This window comes from Streptomyces sp. NRRL B-1347, from assembly GCF_000720325.1.
Classification (GTDB): Bacteria; Actinomycetota; Actinomycetes; order Streptomycetales; family Streptomycetaceae; genus Streptomyces.
In genome coordinates this window covers 1-20804 of the sequence record NZ_JOJM01000135.1, presented here as the reverse complement: position 1 = coordinate 20804, position 20804 = coordinate 1, and the positions used below count along the sequence as shown (strand labels likewise).

Annotated in this window: 2 pseudogenes; both read right to left on the bottom strand. The window is 75.4% G+C overall.

The window, feature by feature from the left end:
- Positions 1-123: 123 nt before the first annotated feature.
- A pseudogene (locus IG74_RS54920) lies at positions 124-13598 on the bottom strand (type I polyketide synthase).
- A 132-nt stretch (positions 13599-13730) separates the two neighbouring features.
- Positions 13731-20804, bottom strand: a pseudogene (locus IG74_RS54915) (SDR family NAD(P)-dependent oxidoreductase); the annotation flags it as partial.

Here is a 20804-nt window from a genome sequence, read left to right as displayed (position 1 = left end):
ACCCTCCCCCTACCCGCCCCTACGGGATTTCCGCTGAATGCGGCCGAAGGGCGGGTGCGATAAAGGGGGCGGGTAGGGGCTGTCAGTTCAATTAACTACCGTTACCTAAAGGTCCTGTTCCTTTCAACCCCTGCCGAGTTGCTTCTTGATGAATTCGAGCATCTCGTCGTCGCTCGCGGACGCCAGTTGCTCGCTGACGTCGCCGCCGGTACCGCTCTCGTCGGCGGCGCCGGACGGCCTGGCGTCGCCGTTCTTCCAGCGGTCGAGCGCCGCCTGGAGCCGTACGGCCACCTTGGTACGGGTGATCTCGTCGGCCGAATCGGCGGCGGAGAGGCTGCCTTCGAGCCGCTCCAGGTCGCCGAGGAGCAGCGTCGCGGGGTCGGTGGCGTCGGGGGCGAGTTCGGTGCGCAGGCAGTCGGCGAGGGCCGTGGGCGTCGGGTGGTCGAAGACCACCGTGGCGGGCAGGACCAGGCCGGTGAGGGCGTTGACGCGGTTGCGCAGTTCGACGGCGGTGAGGGAGTCGAAGCCCAGCTCGCGGAAGGCGCGGGTGGGTTCGACGGCCGCCGCGCCGCTGTAGCCGAGTACGGCCGCGACCTGCTCGCAGACCAGGTCGAGCAGCAGCCGCTCCTGCTCGGGCCTGGGCAGGGCGGCGAGCCGCGCCGCCAGGTCCGGTGACTGCGCGGCTCCCGGCTGCCCGGTGCCACCCTCGGTGGCGGGGCCGGAGAGGCGCCGTACTTCGGGCAGTTCGGCGTAGAGCCTGCTGGGCCGGACCGTGGTGAAGGCGGGCGCGTACTGCGGCCAGTCGATGTCGGCGACCAGGGCGGCGGTGCGGTCGTGGGCGAGGAGCCGGTGGAGGGCGGCGAGCGCCTGCTCCGGGTCGAGCGGCGGGATCATCCCGCCGCGCAGCCGCTCGGCGGCGACTCCCTCGGCGGCCATGCCGCTGCCCGCCCACGGGCCCCACGCCACGGCGGTGGCGGTCAGGCCCCGGGCCCTGCGGGCGTGCGCGAGTCCGTCGAGGAAGGCGTTGGCGGCGGCGTAACTGCCCTGTCCTGGGCCGCCGGCGACACCGGCGAAGGACGAGAAGAGCACGAACGCCGACAGGTCGAGCCCTGCGGTCAGCTCGTCCAGGTTCCGCGCCGACCGGGCCTTGGCGCGGAACACGGTGGCGAACCCGAGGTGCTCGGCGCCCTCACGGGCCAGCCAGCGCGCCACGTGCCCGCCGAGGGCGCCCGTGCCGCCGGTGACGAGGACGGTGCCGCGCGGGGTCCAGCCGGTGGCGTGCGCGTCGTCGAGGGGCGCGCGCACCACGCGGCGGCCGAAGGCGCCGGAGCCGCGCACCGCCACTTGGTCCTCACCGGCCCAGGCGCCGCCGAGGACGCGGGCGAGCCGGGCCGCGGCCGCGGTGTCCGCCGCCTCGGGGAGGTCGACGAGGCCGCCCCAGCGCTCGGGGTACTCCAGGGCGGCGACGCGCCCGAGGCCCCACAGCGCGGCCCGCTCGGGAGCGGTCCTGCCGTCGGTGTGGCCGACGGCGACGGCGTCGCGGGTCGCGCACCACAGGGGTGCGTCGACGCCCGTGTCGCCGAGGGCCTGGATCAGCGCGAGGGCGAGGGAGACGTCCGCCGGTGCGGCGTCGCCTCCCTCCTGCCCGGGAGCGGAGCCGTCGGCCGCGAGCAGCGAAAGGACGCCGTCGAAGCCCTGGGCGGTGTCCGCGGTCGCCGCGCGCAGGAGCTTTGCGACGGCGTGGCGGTCGGTGGTGTGGCCGGGCACCTCCACGGTGGCCAGGCGTACGCCGCGCTCGGCCGTCAGCGCGGTGACGGCCGTGCTCCACGGCGCGTCCGCGCGGCCTTCCGGCACGACGACGAGCCAGCTGCCCGTGAGGTCCCCCGCCGTCGCGTCGGTGAGCGGCGTCCAGGACTCGCGGTAGCTCCACCTGTCGAGCGCGGAGCTCTCGCGGCGCTGCCTGCGCCAGGCCGTGAGGGCGGGCAGGACGTCGGTCAGCGGCGCGTCGTCCGGCACGGACAGGGTCTTGGCCAGCTCGGCGAGGTCCTCGCTCTCCACGGTCTCCCAGAACCGCGACTCCACCTCGTCCGCCGCCTCGGCGCCGTCCGTGCCGGCCGCCGTGTCCGCCGTCTCCAGCCAGTAGTGCTGGTGCTGGAAGGCGTACGTGGGCAGCTCGACGCGGCGCCGCGCGTCGGCCGGGGCGTACAGCGGTGTCCAGTCGACGCCGATGCCGCGTACGTGCAGCCGCGCGAGGGCGTCGAGGAACGTGTCCGGCTCCGCGCGGTCCTTGCGGACGGCGGCGATCAGGCCCGTCTGCGCGGCGGGCTCGGTGAGCGTGTCGTGGGCCATCGCGGTGAGGACGGCGTCCGGGCCCAGCTCCAGGAGCGTCGACACGCCCTGGCCGGTGAGGGCGTTCAGGCCGTCGTGGAAGCGGACCGCCTCGCGGATGTGCCGGACCCAGTACTCCGGGTCCTTCAGCTCGGCGGTGTCCGCCAGCTCACCCGTGACGTTGGAGACCACCGGCAGGACGGGATCGGCGTACGTCAGGCCTTCGGCGACCTTGCGGAAGTCGTCGAGGGCCGGGTCCATCAGCGGCGAGTGGAAGGCGTGGCTGACCTTCAGCCAGCGCACCTTGCGGCCCTGGCCGCGCAGGGTCTTCTCCAGGTCTTCGAGGGCGGTGCGGTCGCCGGACAGGACGACCTGCGCCGGGCCGTTGACCGCCGCGAGGCCGACGCGGTCCGCCACGTCCGCGAGCAGCGGCGCGACGTCGGCCTCCGCGGCCTGGACGGCCAGCATCGCGCCGCCCTCGGGCAGCGCCTGCATCAACCGGGACGGCGAAGAGGGCGGGCTGCGCGTAGCCGGTCTGCTCCAGGAGGTCGGCGTCCGGACCATACATCACGCTCTGGAGCGAACGTTCTATCCACGGATCGATATGGGCACACACCTCGTCCAGCGCGTCCGCGAAGACCGGGAACGTCTCGTACAGCTCGCGGCCCATGCCGATCCGCTGGCTGCCCTGGCCCGTGAAGAGTACGGCGAGGCGGCCTTCGGCGACCGCGCCCGCGACGGCGCCCGAGGGCGCGCCGGAGGCCAGTGCTTCGAGGCCGGTCAGGAAGTCGTCCCGCTCCCGGCCCAGGACGACGGCCCGGTGTTCGAGGAGCGAGCGGCCCGTGGCGAGGGACCAGCCCACGTCGGCGCGGGCCCCGGGGTCGGCGGCGAGGGCGGGGTCGGCGATGAGGCGCTCCCGCAGCCGCCCGGCCTGGGCGCGCAGCGCGTCCGCGCTGCGGGCCGAGATCTGCCACGGCACCGTGCCGATGGCCGCGTCGACGGGCCCTGACGGCTCGGCCGCGGCCTTGCCGCGCCGGGGCGCCTGTTCGACGACGACGTGCGCGTTGGTGCCGCTCACGCCGAAGGAGGAGACGCCGGCGCGGCGCGGCGAGCCGTTGCGGTCGGGCCACGCGCGGGCCTGGGTGAGCAGTTCGACGGCTCCGGCGGACCAGTCCACGTGGGTGCTCGGCCGGTCGACGTGCAGCGTCTGCGGGAGCACGCCGTGGCGCATGGCCATGACCATCTTGATGACGCCCGCGACACCGGCGGCGGCCTGGGTGTGGCCGATGTTGGACTTCACCGAGCCGAGGAGCAGCGGCTGGTCCGCGGGCCGGTCCTGGCCGTAGGTGGCCAGGAGCGCCTGCGCCTCGATGGGGTCGCCGAGCGCGGTGCCCGTGCCGTGGCCCTCCACGGCGTCGATCTGCTCGGGCGCGAGACGGGCGTTGGCGAGGGCCTGGGTGATCACGCGCTGCTGGGAGGGGCCGTTGGGGGCGGTGAGGCCGTTGCTGGCGCCGTCCTGGTTGACGGCGGAGCCCCGGACGACCGCGAGGACCTCGTGGCCGTTGCGGCGGGCGTCGGACAGCCGCTCCAGGAGGAGCAGGCCCGCGCCCTCTCCCCAGCCGGTGCCGTCGGCGGCGTCGGCGTACGGCTTGCAGCGGCCGTCGCCCGCGAGGCCGCCCTGGCGGCTGAACTCGTCGAAGGCTCCGGCGGTCGCCATCACGGTGACGCCGCCCGCGAGGGCGAGGTCGCACTCGCCCTGGCGCAGCGCCTGCGCCGCCAGGTGCAGCGCGACGAGGGAGGACGAGCAGGCGGTGTCGACGGTCACCGCCGGGCCTTCGAGGCCGAAGGCGTACGACAGGCGGCCGGAGATGACGCTGCCGGACGTGCCCGTCATCAGGTGCCCTTCGACGCCCTCGGGGACGCTGTCGAGCCCGGTCGCGTACCCCTGGAAGCCCGAGCCGACGAACACGCCGGTGGAGGTGGAGCGCAGGGACTTGGGGGCGATGCCGATGCGTTCGAACAGCTCCCAGCCGGTCTCCAGGAGGAGCCGCTGCTGCGGGTCCATGGCGAGGGCCTCGCGCGGGGAGATGCCGAAGAGCCCGGCGTCGAACTCCGACGCGTCGTAGACGAAGCCGCCCTCGGGCCTGTAGCGCCCGGCGCCTTCGAGGTCCCAGCCGCGGTCGGCGGGGAAGACGGAGATGGCGTCCGTGCCGTCGACGAGGAGCTGCCACAGCGCCTCGGGGGTGTGCGCGCCGCCGGGGAAGCGGCAGCTCATCGACACGATGGCGATGGGGTCTTCGGCCACGTCGGCGGGCTGTGCCACCGGCGCCGGTGCCGTCGTCGCGGCGGTGGTGCCGGTGGGTCCGGCCGTGGCTCCGGTGAGTTCGGCCAGCAGATGCCGGGCGAGGACGTCCGGCGACGGGTGGTCGAAGACCGCGGTGGCGGGCAGCTGGACCTCGGTGGCTGCGGCGAGCCGGTTGCGCAGCTCGACCGCCGTGAGCGAGTCGAAGCCCAGTTCGCGGAAGGCGCGGGTGGGTTCGACGGCTTCGGCGCCCGCGTAGCCGAGGGCGGCGGCAGCCTCTGCGCGCACGAGGTCGAGCACGACGCGCTGCCGCTCGGCCTCCGGGTGCCCGGCGAGTTCGGCGGCCCACGCCGACACCGGCGCGGCCTCGCCCGCGGGGGCGGCCGTGGCGGCGCTCGGGCGGGGCCGCAGCTCGGGCAGTGCGCCGAGGAGCGGGCTGGGCCGGGCGGCGGTGAACGCGGGCGCGAACCGCTCCCAGTCCACGTCCGCCACGGTCAGGCACGTCTCGTCGAGGGCGAGGGCCTGCGCGAGCGCGCCGACGGCCAGGTCCGGGACGAGCAGCCCCACGCCGCGGCGGCGCAGGTGCTCCTCCGCCTCGGCGGTGGCGGCCATGCCGCTGCCGCCCCAGGCGCCCCAGGCGAGCGAGGTCGCGGGCAGGCCGCGGGCGCGGCGCCGCTCGGCGAGCGCGTCGAGGAAGGCGTTGGCGGCGCCGTATCCGGACTGTCCGCCGCTGCCCCAGACGGCGGCGATGGACGAGAAGAGCACGAAGGCGTCGAGGCCTTCGGATGCGACCAGTTCGTCGAGGTGGGCGGCGCCCGCCGCCTTGGCGGCCAGCGCCTCCGCGAGGTCCGCCGGGGTGGTGTCGGTGAGGGCCAGCGCCGGGCTCACCCCCGCGGCGTGGAAGACGGAGCGGACGGTGTGCCCGTCGCCCGCGAGGCCGTCGAGGAGGCGTACGACGGACTCGCGCTCGGCCACGTCACAGGCGGCGACGGTGACGGCCGCACCCAACTCCTCCAGCTCCGCCTTCAGTTCGGCGGCTCCGGGGGCGTCGGGGCCGCGGCGGCTGGTGAGCACCAGGTGCTCGGCGCCCGCCCGGGCCAGCCAGCGGGCCACGTGCGCGCCGAGCGCACCCGTGCCGCCGGTGATCAGGGCGGTGCCGCGCGCCGTCCACTCCTCCGCCGGGCGGGTGTCGAGGGGCGCGTGCGCGAGGCGGCGGGCGAAGACGCCCGAGCCGCGCACGGCGAGCTGGTCCTCCCGGCCGGAGTCGCCGTCGGTCGCGGGGATGCCCGCCAGGACGGTGGCGAGCCGGGCCGCGGCGCGGGCGTCGGGCGCCGCCGGCAGGTCGACGAGACCGCCCCAGCGCTCGGGGTGCTCCAGGGCGACGACGCGGCCGAGGCCCCACAGCTGGGCCTGGACGGTGCTCGTCGGACGGTCGCTGCGGCCGGTGGAGACGGCACCGTGCGAGAGCGCCCACAGGCGCGCCTCGCCCCCGGTGTCCTCCAGGGCGCGCACCAGCGCGACGGTGCCCGCGAGCCCGGCGGAGACGGCCGGGTGGTCCGCGAGGGGCGACTCGTCGAGGGCGAGCAGGGAGACGACGCCCGCGAGCTCACCGTCCCCCGCGTGCTCGCCCAGCCGGGCGGCGAGAGCCACGGGAGTCAACTCGTCGTCGGTCACGCGGAGTTCGGCGGTCACGGCACCGGCGCGGGTCAGCGCGTCGGTGACGCCCGCCGTCCACGGGTGCGCCGCGGCCCGCTCCGGTACGACCACCAGCCAGCGGCCGGTGAGGGCCGGGCCCGGCAGGCCGCCGGTCAGCGGCTTCCAGGTGACGCGGTAGCGCCAGGCGTCCACCGTGGACCGCTCGCGCCGCTGCCGCCGCCACGACGACAGCACCGGGAGCACGGAACCCAGCTCCGCGGCGGTCTCCTCCGCCACCTCCAGCTCGGCGGCGAGCTGCTCCAGGTCCTCGCGCTCCACGGCCTCCCAGAAGCGGGCGTCCGTGTCGTGCGTCGCGGGCTGTGCCGCACCTCCCGGGGCGCGCCCGTCGACGAGCCAGAAGTGCTCGTGCTGGAAGGCGTACGTGGGCAGGTCGACGGTGGCGCGGGCGCCGGGGTACAACGCCGCCCAGTCCAGCTCGACGCCGTGGACGTGGGCGTCGGCGACGGCCGCCATGAGCCGGTGCGCGCCGTCATCGGCGCCGCGCGGAGAGCCGAGCACGACCGCGGGGCGGCCGTCGGCCTCGATGGCGCGGCGCAGCGCGTCGCCGAGCACCGCGTGCGGGCCGACCTCGACGAACAGGCCGTGGCCCGCGGCGAGCAGCTCGGTGACGGCCGCGGCGAACGCGGCCTCGTCAGTGTCCGCGCCGTTCACGCCGGTCTCGCCGGACCGCTCCCCCAGGGCCGCGGCGCGGGCCGCGTCCCGCAGGGTCAGGGCCCCGCCCACGCAGGCGGCGGCGATCTGACCCGCGCCGTGGCCGACCACGGCGGCGGGCTCGACACCGGCGGCCCGCCACACGGCGGCCAGCGACACCAGGACGGCGAAGAGCACCGGCCGGGCCACGTCCGCCCGGTCCAGCCGGTCTCCGGCCAGCTCCTCGAACAGGTCCCACTCCGCGAACTCGCCGAGCGCGTCCGCGCACTCGCGCAGCCGGGCGGCGAACACCGGGGAATCGGCGCGCAGTTCCCGCACGGCGTCGGTCCACTCGGTGACCTCGCCGGGGAAGACGAACACCGGTCGGACCGTGCCGTCCGGCGCGCGCCCCGACACGGCCCGCGCGGCCGCCGCGGTCCCGGCTGTGGACCCCGCCGCGGTCCCGGTCGCCAGCTCCTGGAGCCCGGCGAGCAGTTCCTCACGGTCCCGGCCGAGCACCACTCCGCGGTGCTCGAAGCGGGAGCGGGTCGTCACCAACGACAGGCCGACGTCCGCAGGTTCGGCGCCGGCGTCCGCCCGCAGCCGGGTCAGGAGCCGGTCCGCCTGCTCGCGCAGGGCCTCGGGGGTCTTGGCCGACAGGGCGAGCGGCAGCACGGCCGTGGGCGGTTCGCCGCCGTCCGCCGTCGGCGCCGGCTCGCCCGTCGAGGGCGCCTGCTCGACGATGACGTGGGCGTTCGTGCCGCTCACGCCGAACGCCGAGACGCCCGCGCGGCGCGGGGTGCCGTCGCCGTGCTCCGGCCATTCGCGCGTGCCGGTGAGCAGCTCGACGGCGCCCGCCGACCAGTCCACTTCGGACGTCGGGGCGTCCACGTGCAGCGTCTTGGGCAGCACGCCGTGCCGCATCGCCATGACCATCTTCATGATCCCGGCGACACCGGCGGCGGCCTGGGTGTGCCCGATGTTCGACTTGATGGAGCCGAGCCACAGCGGCTCGGCCGTCGCGCGCTCCTTGCCGTACGTCGCGATGAGGGCCTGCGCCTCGATCGGGTCGCCGAGGGTGGTGCCGGTGCCGTGGGCCTCCACCGCGTCCACGTCGGCCGCCGTCAGGCCCGCGTTGGCCAGGGCGGCACGGATGACGCGTCGCTGCGAGGGCCCGTTGGGGGCGGTCAGGCCGTTGCTCGCGCCGTCCTGGTTCACGGCGGAACCACGTACGACAGCAAGCACCTTGTGGCCGTTGCGGCGCGCGTCCGACAGGCGCTCCACCAGGAGCATGCCGACGCCCTCGCCCCAGCCCGTGCCGTCCGCCGCCTCCGCGAACGCCTTGCAGCGGCCGTCGGTGGCGAGACCCCGCTGACGGCTGAACTCCACGAAGGTCGCCGGGGTCGACATCACCGAGACGCCGCCCGCGAGCGCCATCGTGCACTCGCCCTGCCGCAGGGCCTGCGCCGCCAGGTGCAGCGCCACCAGCGACGACGAGCACGCCGTGTCGACCGTCACCGCCGGGCCTTCGAGGCCGAAGGTGTACGAGATGCGGCCGGAGGCCACGCTCGCGGCGTTGCCGATGCCGAGGTAGCCCTCGACCTCGTCGGGCACGTGGTCGACGCCCGCGGTGTAGTCCTGGCCGTTGGTGCCCGCGAACACGCCGATCTGGCTGCCGCCGAGGCCCGTCGGGTCGATCCCGGCGCGCTCGAAGGCCTCCCACGCCGTCTCCAGGAGGAGCCGCTGCTGCGGGTCCATCGCGAGGGCCTCGCGCGGGTTGACGCCGAAGAACTTGGCGTCGAACTGTCCGGCGTCGTAGAGGAATCCGCCCTGGCGGACGTACGAGGTGCCGGTCTGGCCCGCGTCCGCGTCGTAGAGCGCCCCGGTGTCCCAGCCGCGGTCGGCGGGGAACTCCGCGATCGCGTCGACGCCGTCGGCGACGAGCCGCCACAGGTCCTCGGGGCTGCGTACGCCGCCGGGGAAACGGCAGCTCATGCCGATGATGGCGAGGGGCTCGTCGGTGGTGGCGCCGCCGGTGGCGGGCGCGGGCGCGGCGGGCTCGGTACCGGCCTCGTCGCCGAGCAGTTCGGTGCGCAGATGGGCGGCGAGCGCGGCCGGTGTGGGGTAGTCGAAGACCAGCGTGGTGGGGAGCTTGAGGCCGGTGGCCGCGCCGATCAGGTTGCGCAGTTCGACTGCCGTGAGGGAGTCGAAGCCGAGCTCGCGGAAGGCGCGGGTGACCTGGATGTCGTCGACGCTCGGGTAGCCGAGGACGTCAGCGGCCCGCTGCCGCACCAGGTCGAGGACGGCGGCTTCGCGGTCCTCGGGGGCGAGGTCCGCGAGCCGGTCGGCGAGCGCGTTCGCGGGCGCCTGCCCCGTCGCCGCACCCGGGGCGCCGGTCCGCTCGGCGGGCGGCGTGAGGGCCGCGCGTGCCTCCGGGACGTCCGCGAAGAGGCGGCTGGGCCGCGCCGCGGTGAACCCGGGCGCGTACTGGGCCCAGTCGATGTCCACGACGGAGGTCAGCGTCCGGTCGTGGCTCAGCGCCTGGTGCAGGGCGGCGATCGCGAGATCGGGGTCCATGGGCGGCATCACGCCGTGCTTGAGGCGTTCGGCCGCCGCGCCCTCGGCGGCCATGCCGCTGCCGCCCCAGGGGCCCCAGGCGATGGAGGTCGAGGTGCGCCCGGCGGCCCGCCGGGTCTCGGCGAGCGCGTCCAGGCGCCAGGAGCCGCGCCAGCGCATCCCGGTCGGCGACGTCGCAGGCCGCGACGGTCACGCGTACGCCCGACTCCTCCAGTTCGGCCCGGAGTTCGGCCGCGCCCGGCGCGTCGGGGCCGCGGCGGCTGGTGAGCACCAGGTGCTCGGCGCCCGCCCGGGCCAGCCAGCGGGCCACGTGCGCGCCGAGCGCGCCGGTGCCGCCGGTGATCAGGGCGGTGCCGCGCGCCGTCCACTCCTGCTGCGGCGCCTCGCCGGGTACGGCGCGCACGAGGCGGCGTACGAACACTCCCGAGCCGCGCACGGCGACCTGGTCCTCGCCCTCCAGTGCGCCGAGGGCCTGCGTGAGCCCGGTGACGGCGGCGGCGTCGGCGGCCTCGGGCAGGTCGACGAGGCCGCCCCAGGTCTGCGGGTATTCGAGCGCGGCGACGCGGCCGAGCCCCCACACGGCTGCCTGCGCCGGGTCGGCGGGGGCCTCGGCGGGCGTGGTCGACACCGCGCCGCGGGTCGCGGCCCAGACGGTGGCGGTGCTGCCCGCGTCACCGAGGGCCTGGAGGAGAACGGCCGTGCGCAGCGCGGCGACCGGCGTCTCCTCGGTGGCTCCGGCCCGCTCGGGCGCGGCCAGGGCGAGGAGCGACAGGACGCCGTTCCACTCCGCCGCCTCCTGCTGCCGCAGCAGCGCGGTGACGGCGGCGCGGTCGGTGCTCGCGGCCTCCGGGACGCGCACCGCGACGACGCGGGTGCCGCCCGCGGCCAGGGCGCGCTCGGCGGCGGCGCTCCACGGCTGCTCGGGGCCTTCGGGGACGAGCAGCGCCCATGTGCCCGTCAGCGCGGGGCCGTACGTCGACGCCTGCGGCGGCAGCGGGTTCCAGGTGACGCGGTAGCGCCAGGCGTCGAGCGCGGACGCGGCGCGCTGCTTGCGCCGCCAGGCCGTCAGGGCGGGCAGGACGTCGGTCAGCGGGGCGTCGTCGGGCACGTCGAGGGCGCCGGTGAGCTCGCCGAGGTCCTCGTGCTCGACGGCCTCCCAGAAGCGCGCCTCGACGCTGTCGGCGGGGGCCGCGCCCGCCGCCGACGCCGGTGCGCCCGGGGCTGCCGTGTCCAGCCAGTAGCTCTGGTGCTGGAAGGCGTACGTGGGCAGCGCGACGCGGCGGCGCGCCCCTAGGGGCGCGTACCGCGGGGTCCAGTCGACGGTGGCGCCGCGCACGTGCAGGCGGGCGAGTGCCGTCAGGAAGGTGTCGGGCTCGGGCCGGTCGCGGCGCAGCGCGGGGACGAGTCCGGCCTGTGCCTCGGGGCCGGTGAGGGTGTCGTGGGCCATCGCGGTGAGGATCGCGTCGGGGCCCAGTTCGAGGAGGGTGGTGGCGCCGAAGTCGGTGAGGGCGCCGAGGCCGTCGTGGAAGCGGACGGCCTCGCGCACGTGCCGCACCCAGTACTCGGGGTCCTTCAGCTCGTCCGCGGTGGCGAGCCGCCCGGTGACGTTCGAGACGACGGGCAGCGTCGGGTCCTGGTACGTCAGCCCCTGCGCGACCTGCCGGAACTCGTCGAGCATGGGCGCCATGAGCGGCGAGTGGAAGGCGTGGCTGACCTTGAGCCAGCGGGTCTTGCGGCCGTCGGCGCGCAGCTGGACGGCGAGGTCCTCCAGGACGCCGCGGTCGCCGGAGAGCACCACCTGGGCGGGGCCGTTGACGGCGGCGATGCCCGCCCACTCGGCGACCTCCTCCAGGAGCGGGGCGACATCGGCCTCCGCGGCCTGGACGGCGAGCATGGCGCCGCCGCGGGGCAGGGCCTGCATCAACCGGCCCCGCGCGGCGACCAGTCGGGCCGCGTCTTCGAGGGACCACAGCCCGGCCACATGCGCGGCGGCCAGCTCGCCGATGGAGTGCCCGCCCACGATCTCCGGACGTACGCCGAAGGACTCGGCGAGCCGGAACAGGGCGACTTCCATCGCGAACAACGCGGGCTGTGTGTAGCCGGTCTGCTCCAGGAGCTCGGCGTCGGTACCGAACATCACGCTCTGGAGCGAACGTTCTATCCACGGGTCTATATGGGCGCACACCTCGTCCAGCGCCGCCGCGAAGACGGGGAAGGACTCGTACAGCTCCCGGCCCATCCCGGCGCGCTGGCTGCCCTGGCCGGTGAAGACGGCGCCCAGGCGGCCTTCGGCGACCGCGCCGGTCACCGTGCCGGGGGCGGTGAGCCCTTCGGCGGCGAGGGACTCCAGGGCGGTGAGGAACCGGTCGCGGTCCGCGCCGATGAGCACGGCCCGGTGCTCGAAGGCGGAGCGGCCGGTGGCGAGGGACCAGCCGAGGTCGGCCCGCCCGTCGGCGTCGGCGGCGAGGGCGGGGTCGGCGAGCAGGCGCTCCCGCAGCCGGGCGGCCTGGGCACGCAGCGCCTTGGCGGTGCGGCCGGACAGCGGCCAGACCGTGGGCCCGCCGACGGGGCGCGCCTCCGGGGCGGCACCGGCGTCGGCGTCGGCGTCCGGGGCGGTGCCCGTGGCGGGGCCTTCCTCCGGCTGGCCCTGCGGCTCGGCGGCGGGGGCCTCCTCGATGATCACGTGGGCGTTGGTGCCGCTGACGCCGAAGGAGGAGACACCGGCGCGGCGCGGCGCGTCCTCCTGCTCCGGCCAGTCGCGGCGCTCGGTGAGCAGTTCGACGGCCCCCGCGGACCAGTCCACGTGGGTGCTCGGCCGGTCCACGTGGAGCGTCCGCGGAAGCACGCCCTCGCGCATGGCCATGACCATCTTGATGACACCGGCGGCGCCCGCGGCGGCCTGGGTGTGACCGATGTTGGACTTCACGGAGCCCAGCCACAGCGGCCGGGTCCGCGGCCGCCCCTGGCCGTAGGTGGCGAGGAGGGCCTGGGCCTCGATGGGATCGCCGAGGGTGGTGCCGGTGCCGTGGGCCTCGACGGCGTCCACGTCGGCGGCCGTCAGACGGGCGTTGGTGAGGGCCGCGCGGATCACCCGCTGTTGCGCGGGGCCGTTGGGGGCGGTGAGGCCGTTGCTGGCGCCGTCCTGGTTCACGGCGGAGCCCCGTACGACAGCGAGGACTTCGTGACCGTTACGACGGGCGTCGGACAACCGCTCCAGGAGCAGCAGGCCCACGCCCTCGCCCCAGCCGGTGCCGTCCGCCGCCTCCGCGAAGGCCTTGCAGCGGCCGTCGGCGGCCATGCCGCGCTGGCGGCTGAACTCCACGAACGCGGTGGGCGTCGACATCAGGGACACACCACCCGCGAGGGCGAGACCGCACTCGCCCTGCCGCAGCGCCTGCGCGGCCAGGTGCAGGGCCACGAGCGACGACGAGCAGGCCGTGTCGACGGTGACCGCCGGGCCTTCGAGGCCCAGGGTGTAGGAGAGGCGGCCGGAGACGACGGCCGCGGTGTTGCCGGTGCCCGAGTAGCCCTCGACGCTGTCGGCGGCCTCGGCGACGACGGCCGTGTAGTCCTGGCCGTTGGTGCCGGTGAACACGCCGGTGCGGCTGCCGCGCAGGCTCTGCGGGTCGATGCCCGCGCGCTCGAAGGACTCCCACGCGGTCTCCAGGAGGAGGCGCTGCTGCGGGTCCATGGCGCGTGCTTCGCGCGGCGAGATGCCGAAGAAGCCCGCGTCGAACGCGTCGGCGTCGTACACGAACCCGCCTTCGCGGGTGTACGTGGTGCCCTGGTGGTCGGGGTCGGGGTGGTAGAGCCCGGCCACGTCCCAGCCGCGGTTCGCGGGGAACGCGGACACGGTGTCCACGCCGTCCCGCACCAGCTGCCACAGGGTTTCGGGAGTGCTCGCGCCGCCGGGGAAGCGGCAGCTCATCGCGATGATCGCGACCGGCTCCGCGTCCTTCGACTCGAGTTCGCGCACTCTCCGACGAGTCGTGTGCAGATCCGCCGTCACCTGCTTGAGAAGGCGGCGGATTTTGTCGTCGTTCACCATCTGGCCTAGCTCCTAGAGACAAGTCGGAGAGTGCGGTGCGGCGCCCCCGCGCCGGGGCGGGGGCGGCACATCAGGGGACTGCGTGGGCGGCGCATCGGTCGCGTCAGGGGATTGCAGGGGGCCGGCGCATCAGGAGATCCCGAACTCCTTGCTGATGAAGTCGAACATCTCGTCGTCCGTCGCGGACTCCAGCTCCTCCGCGACCTGCGCGTCCTCCTCGTCGTCCGCGCCACGGGTGCACCGGTCGAGCAGCAGCCGCAGCCGCTCGGCGATCGTGGCCAGTTCGTCGTCCGACGGGACGCTCTCGGCGAGCCCCAGCTCCAGCGTGTCGAGCTGCGCCAGGAGGCCCGCCGACTCGCCCTCGCCCGGGGCCAGTTCGGCCTTGAGGTAGGTGGCGAGCGCCACGGGCGTGGGGTGGTCGAAGACGAGGGTGGTGGGCAGGGGCAGGCCGGTGGCCGCGCCGAGCGCGTTGCGCAGTTCGACGGCGGTGAGGGAGTCGAAGCCCAGCTCCCGGAAGGCGCGGCCGGGTTCGACGCGCTCCGGTCCCGGGTAGCCGAGGACGGCCGCCGCGTGCGTGCGGACCAGGTCCTCGAGGAGCCGGTCGCGCTCGGGCCCGGAGAGCGCCGCGAGCTGCCGCGCGAGGTCGGGTTCCGTGCTGTCGGCCGTCCCGCTGTCCGTGCGGGCGGTGCGCTCCTGGAGGGCGCGGGCCTCGGGCAGGTCGGCGAAGAGCGGGTTGGGCGCGAGCGCCGGGCCGGCCGCCAGGTACTGCTCCCAGTCGACGTCGGCGATGACGGTGACGGCCAGGTCCTGCCCGAGGGCCTGACCGAGGGCGGTGACCGCGAGTTCCGGCTCCATCGGCGGCACGGCGCCGCCCTGCGCCCGGTCGGCGGCCATTCCGCCGCCGGCCCACGCGCCCCAGGCGACGGAGGTCGCCGTGAGGCCGCGTGCCCTGCGGTGTGCGGCGAGCGCGTCGAGCGCGGCGTTGGCGGCGGCGTAACTCCCCTGCCCGGTACCGCCGGAGAGGCCCGCGAAGGAGGAGAAGAGCACGAACGCCGTCAGGTCGAGGCCGGACGTCAGCTATCGAGGACACCCGCCAACGCGTCACGATCCGCCACATCACAGGCAGCGATCGTGACCTCGGCCCCCAACCCCTCCAACTCGGCCCGCAGTTCCACAGCTCCCGGAGCGCCCTCACCACGACGACTCGTCAGGACGAGACGCGCAGCACCACGAGAGGCGAGCCAACGGGCGACATGCCCACCGATGGCACCCGTGCCACCCGTCACCAGGACAGTGCCTTCCGGCACCCACTCCCCCGCACTCGACACATCAAGCGACGCCCGCTCCAAACGACGCGCGAACACCCCGGACCCACGTACGGCCACCTGGTCCTCACCGGCCCAGGCGCCGCCGACGGCACCGGCGAGCCCGGCCAGGGCCCGCGCGTCGGCCGTCCCGGGCAGGTCGACCAGGCCGCCCCACAGCCGCGGGTACTCCACGGCCACTACGCGGCCCAGGCCCCACAGGGCCGCCTGTGCGTGCCGGGGCGCCGGGTCGGCGCCGCCCACGGTCAGCGCGGACCGGCTGGCGAGCCAGAGCGGGGCGCCCAGGTCCGCGGTGTGCAGGGCCCGCACCAGGGTCACGGTCGCGGCGAGGCCTCGGCTGACGCCACCGCGCACGGCGTGCGGCTCCTCGTCGGCGGCGAGCAGGGAGAGCACGCCGGACAGTTCACCGCCGACGGCCGTCGCTTCCTTGCGCAGCCGCTCGGCGAGTTCCTCGCGGTCGGCTCCCTCGGTGTCCGGTACGACGACCGTGCGCACCTCGGTACCGAGTCCGCCGAGCGCGTTCTCGACGGCGGCCGCCCAGTCGGCGACGTCCGCGCCGCCGTCCGGCACGACGAGCAGCCACGTCCCGTCGAGCCGCGCGGCGGGCGCCTGGCCCAGCGGCTTCCAGGCGAGGCGGTAGCGCAGGGCGTCCAGCGTCGACGCCGTACGCCGCTGCCGCCGCCACGACGACAGGACCGGAAGCACCTCGCCCAGCGCCGCGCCGTCGGCACCGTCGCCCAGCTCGGCGCTCAGCGACTCCAGGTCCTCGGCCTCCACGGCCTCCCAGAACCGGGCCTCCACCTCGTCGGCGGCGACCCCGCCCGTACGCGCGGCGGCCGGGCCCGACGTGAGCCAGTAGCGGTCGCGCTGGAAGGCGTACGACTCAGAACGGTCCTGACGCAGAGCACCGACCAGACCCGCCTGCGCGGCGGGCTCGCTGAACGTGTCGTGCGCCATCGCCGTCAACACGGCGTCCGGACCCAGTTCGAGAAGGGTGGACACCCCCTGCGCGCCGAGCGTGCCGAGCCCGTCGTGGAACCGGACCGCCTCACGGATGTGGCGGACCCAGTACTCCGGGTCCTTCAGCTCGGCGGCGTCCGCCAGCTCACCCGTGACGTTGGAGACCACCGGCAGGACGGGATCGGCGTACGTCAGCTTGGCCGCGACCTTGCGGAAGTCGTCCAGGGCCGGGTCCATCAGCGGCGAGTGGAAGGCGTGCGACACCTTCAGCCACTTCACCTTCCGGCCCTCACCGCGCAGCACCTCCTCCAGACCTTCGAGAGCAGCGCGCTCGCCGGACAGCACGATCTGCTCCGGCCCGTTCACGGCCGCCACGCCCACACGGTCCGAGACGTCCGCCAGCAGCGGCAGGACATCGGCCTCCGCGATCTGCGCGGCCAGCATCGCCCCACCCTCGGGCAGCGCCTGCATCAACCGGCCGCGAGCAGCCACCAGTTGAGCAGCGTCTTCGAGAGACCAGAGCCCGGCCACGTACGCGGCGGCCAGCTCACCGATCGAATGACCGCCCACGACCTCCGGACGTACACCGAAGGACTCGGCAAGCCGGAACAGGGCGACTTCCATCGCGAACAGCGCGGGCTGCGCGTAGCCCGTCTGCTCCAGGAGGTCGACGTCCGGACCATACATCACGCTCTGGAGCGAACGTTCTATCCACGGATCAATATGAGCACACACCTCGTCCAACGCATCCGCGAAGACCGGGAAGGACTCGTACAACTCCCGGCCCATCCCGATCCGCTGACTGCCCTGACCGGTGAACACGATTCCGAGGCGGCCTTCGACGACCGAGCCCGCGAGGGCTCCGGGGCCGCCGGAGGCCAGCGTCTCAAGGCCTGCCAGGAGGTCGTCACGGTTGTGGCCAAGGACCACGGCCCGGTGTTCCAGGGACGAGCGGCCCGACAGGAGCGACCAGCCCAGGTCCACGGCGTCCAGGCCGCTGTCGGCCGTGACGTGGTCCCGCAGCCGCACGGCCTGGGCCCGCAGCGCCTCCGCGTTCCGCGCGGACACCAGCCACGGCACGGCCGTCGTGACCGGCGCGGTCGGCTCCACGACCTCCGCGCGCTGCTCGACCGGTGCCTGCTCCACGATCACGTGCGCGTTGGTACCGCTCACACCGAACGACGAGACACCGGCACGACGCGGGGCGTCCGCCCGCTCGGTCCACTCGCGGGACTCCGTAAGGAGTTCGACGGCGCCCGCCGACCAGTCGACGTGGGTGCTCGGCTGGTCCACGTGCAGCGTCTGCGGCAGGACGCCCTCGCGCATGGCGAGAACCATCTTGATGACGCCCGCGACACCCGAAGCGGCCTGGGTGTGGCCGATGTTGGACTTCACGGAGCCGAGCCACAGCGGCCGGTCCTCGGGGCGCTCCTGGCCGTACGTGGCGAGGAGCGCCTGCGCCTCGATGGGGTCCCCCAGGGTGGTGCCGGTGCCATGTGCTTCGACGGCGTCGACATCGGCGGCCGCGAGGCCCGCGTTGGCGAGGGCCGCGCGGATGACGCGCTGCTGCGACGGACCGTTGGGGGCGGTCAGGCCGTTGCTGGCGCCGTCCTGGTTGACGGCGGAACCCCGTACGACCGCGAGGACTTCATGGCCGTTGCGGCGGGCGTCGGACAGGCGCTCCAGGAGGAGCAGGCCGACGCCCTCGCCCCAGCCGGTGCCGTCCGCCGCCTCGGCGAACGGCTTGCAGCGGCCGTCGGCGGCCAGGCCCTGCTGCTTGCTGAACTCGTCGAAGGCGGTGGGTGTCGACATCACGGTGACGCCGCCCGCGAGGGCCATGTCGCACTCGCCCTGGCGCAGCGCCTGCGCCGCCAGGTGCAGGGCCACGAGGGAAGACGAGCACGCGGTGTCGACGGTGACCGCGGGGCCTTCGAGGCCGAACGCGTACGACAGGCGGCCGGAGACCACCGCTCCGGCGCTGCCGGTGAGCAGATAGCCCTCGACGCCGTCCGGCAGGTCCTGGACGCCCTCGCCGTAGCCCTGGTAGCCGGAGCCGATGAAGACGCCGGTCTGGTGGCCGCGTACGGAGGCGGGGGCGATGCCCGCGCTCTCGAACAGCTCCCACGAGGCTTCGAGGAGGAGGCGCTGCTGCGGGTCGATGGAGAGGGCCTCGCGCGGCGAGATGCCGAAGAACGCGGCGTCGAACTCGGCGGCGTCGTAGAGGAAGCCGCCCTCCGCGCGGTACGCGGCCGCGCCGGTGTTCTCCCAGCCCCGGTCGGCGGGGAACACCGAGATCGCGTCCGTGCCTTCGGACACGAGCCGCCACAGGGCGTCCGGGCTGCCCGCGCCGCCGGGGTAGCGGCAGCTCATCGACACGATGACGATCGGGTCGTCGGCGGGTGCGGGCGCGGCGGCCCGCGTCCCGGTGGTGCCGGGCTCGTCGCCGAGCGCCTCGCGGCGCAGGTGGGCGGCGAGCAGGTGGGCGTTGGGGTAGTCGAAGACGAGGGTCGTGGGCAGCTTGAGGCCGGTCGCGGCGGTGAGCCGGTTGCGGACCTCGACGGCCGTCAGGGAGTCGAAGCCGAGCTCGCGGAAGGCGCGGGCGGGTTCGACGGCCTCCGCGCCCGGGTGGCCGAGCACGGCCGCGGCGTGTGTCCGTACCAGGTCGAGGGCCACTCGCTCCTGCTCCGGCGTCGGCAGGGCGGCGAGCCGCTCGGCCCACTCGGAGCCCGCCACCGCGTTCGTCGCGGCGGGCGCGGTGGCCGTCTCCGGCCCCTCGATGGCACGCCGCACCTCCGGCAGTTCGCCGATGAACGGGCTGGGGCGCGCCGCGGTGAAGGCGGGCGCGAACCGCTCCCAGTCCATGTCCGCGACGGCCACGAACGTCTCGTCGTACGCCACCGCCTGGGCGAGCGCGGCGACCGCGGCGCTGCTCGGCGAGCGCGTCGAGGTGGGCGTTGGCGGCCGCGTAGGCGCCCTGGCTTCCGCTGCCCCACACGCCCGCGTTGGACGAGAACAGCACGAACGCGTCGAGCGAGCCGGTGTCGAGGAGCGCGTCGAGGTGCGCGGCACCCGCGACCTTCGCCTCCAGGACGGCGGCGATGTCCGCCGTGGTCATCGTGTCCAGCGGCTGTTCCTGACCGGCGCCCGCGGTGTGGAAGACGGAGCGCAGGGTGCGCCCGTCCGCCGCGAGTTCGTCGAGGAGCCCCGCGACCGCGTCCCAGTCGGCCACGTCGCAGGCCGCGACGGTGACTTCGGCGCCCAGCTCCTCCAGTTCGGCCCGCAGCTCGGCCGCGCCGGGAGCCTCCGGGCCGCGACGGCTCGTCAGGACGAGGTGCTCGACGCCTTCGCGGGCCAGCCAGCGCGCCACGTGCCCGCCGATCGCACCCGTACCGCCGGTGATCAGGGCAGTGCCGCTCGGCGTCCACCGGGGTTCCGCGCTGCGGTCGTCGGGCAGCGGGGCGTGCGCGAAGCGGCGTACGAAGACGCCGGTGTTCCGCACCGCGAGCTGGTCCTCACCCGCGGGCCCCGCGAGGGCGGCGGCGAAGCGGGCGCCGGTACGGGTGTCGTACGACGACGGCAGGTCGATCAGGCCGCCCCAGCGGTCCGGGTGCTCCAGGGCCACGACCCGGCCGAGGCCCCACAGCTGCGCCTGGTCGGGGCTGACGGCCCGGTCGCCGCGGCCGGTGGCGACGGCGCCGTGCGACACCGTCCACAGCCGCGCGCCGATCCCGGCGTCGCCGAGGGCCTGCACAAGCGCGACGGTTCCGGCGAGCCCGGCGGACACGGCCTCGTGCCCGTCGACGGCGGTCTCGTCGAGACCGAGGAGCGAGACGACACCGGCGAGTTCCGTGCCGGTGTGGTCGCGCAGCCGACCGGCCAGCGCCTCGCGGGTCACCTCATGGGCGGCGAGCCGCAGTTCGGCGACCTCCGCACCGGCCCGTGTCAGGGCTTCGGCGGCGCCTGTGGCCCAGGGGTGCCGTGCGGCGCTGTCGGGCAGCACCACGAGCCACCGGCCGGTGAGCCCGGACGTCGGCAGGGCGCCGCCGGTCAGGGGCTTCCAGGTCACGCGGTAGCGCAGGGCGTCGAGGGCCGACCGCTCGCGGTGCTGGCGCCGCCACGACGACAGGGCGGGCAGGACGGAGCCGAGGCCGGCGGCGGAGTCCTCCGCGATCTCCAGTTCCGCCGTCAGCTCCGCCAGGTCCTGGCGCTCCACGGCTTCCCAGAAGCGCGCCTCGACCTCGTCCACGGCGACCACGGGGCCCGCGCCCGGCACTTCGTCCTCCGTCAGCCAGTAGTGCTGGCGCTGGAAGGCATACGTGGGCAGGTCGACGACGGTTCCGGCGCCGGGGTAGAACGCCTTCCGGCATCCATGGGGACGTCCAGCCAGGTACCGGTGAGGGTGGAGAACAGCGGCACCTCGGCGGCCTGCGGGGTCACACCCGCCAGGGCCTCGCCGATCTGAGCCTCGATCTGCTCCACGTACGAGGAGTGCGACGCGTAGTCCACGGGGATCGTACGGGCGCGGACGTCCTGGCCGACGCACTGGGCGACCAGCTCCTCCAACGCCTCCGGCTCACCCGAAACCACCACCTGGGCCGGGCCGTTCACAGCCGCGACCTCAATGCGGCCATCCCAGCCCGCGATCAGCTCACGTACGTCCTGCTCCGGCAGCGGCACGGAGACCATGCCGCCCTTGCCCGACAGCTCACGGATCGCAAGGCTCCGCAGCGCCACGACACGGGCAGCATCCCGCAGGGACAGGACACCGGCCACGCAGGCGGCCGCGATCTCACCCTGGCTGTGACCGACCACGGCGGCGGGCTTCACCCCGGCCGCCTGCCAGACAGCAGCGAGCGACACCATCACGGCGAACAGCACCGGCTGGACCACGTCCACCCGGTCGAACCGGTCCCCGCCC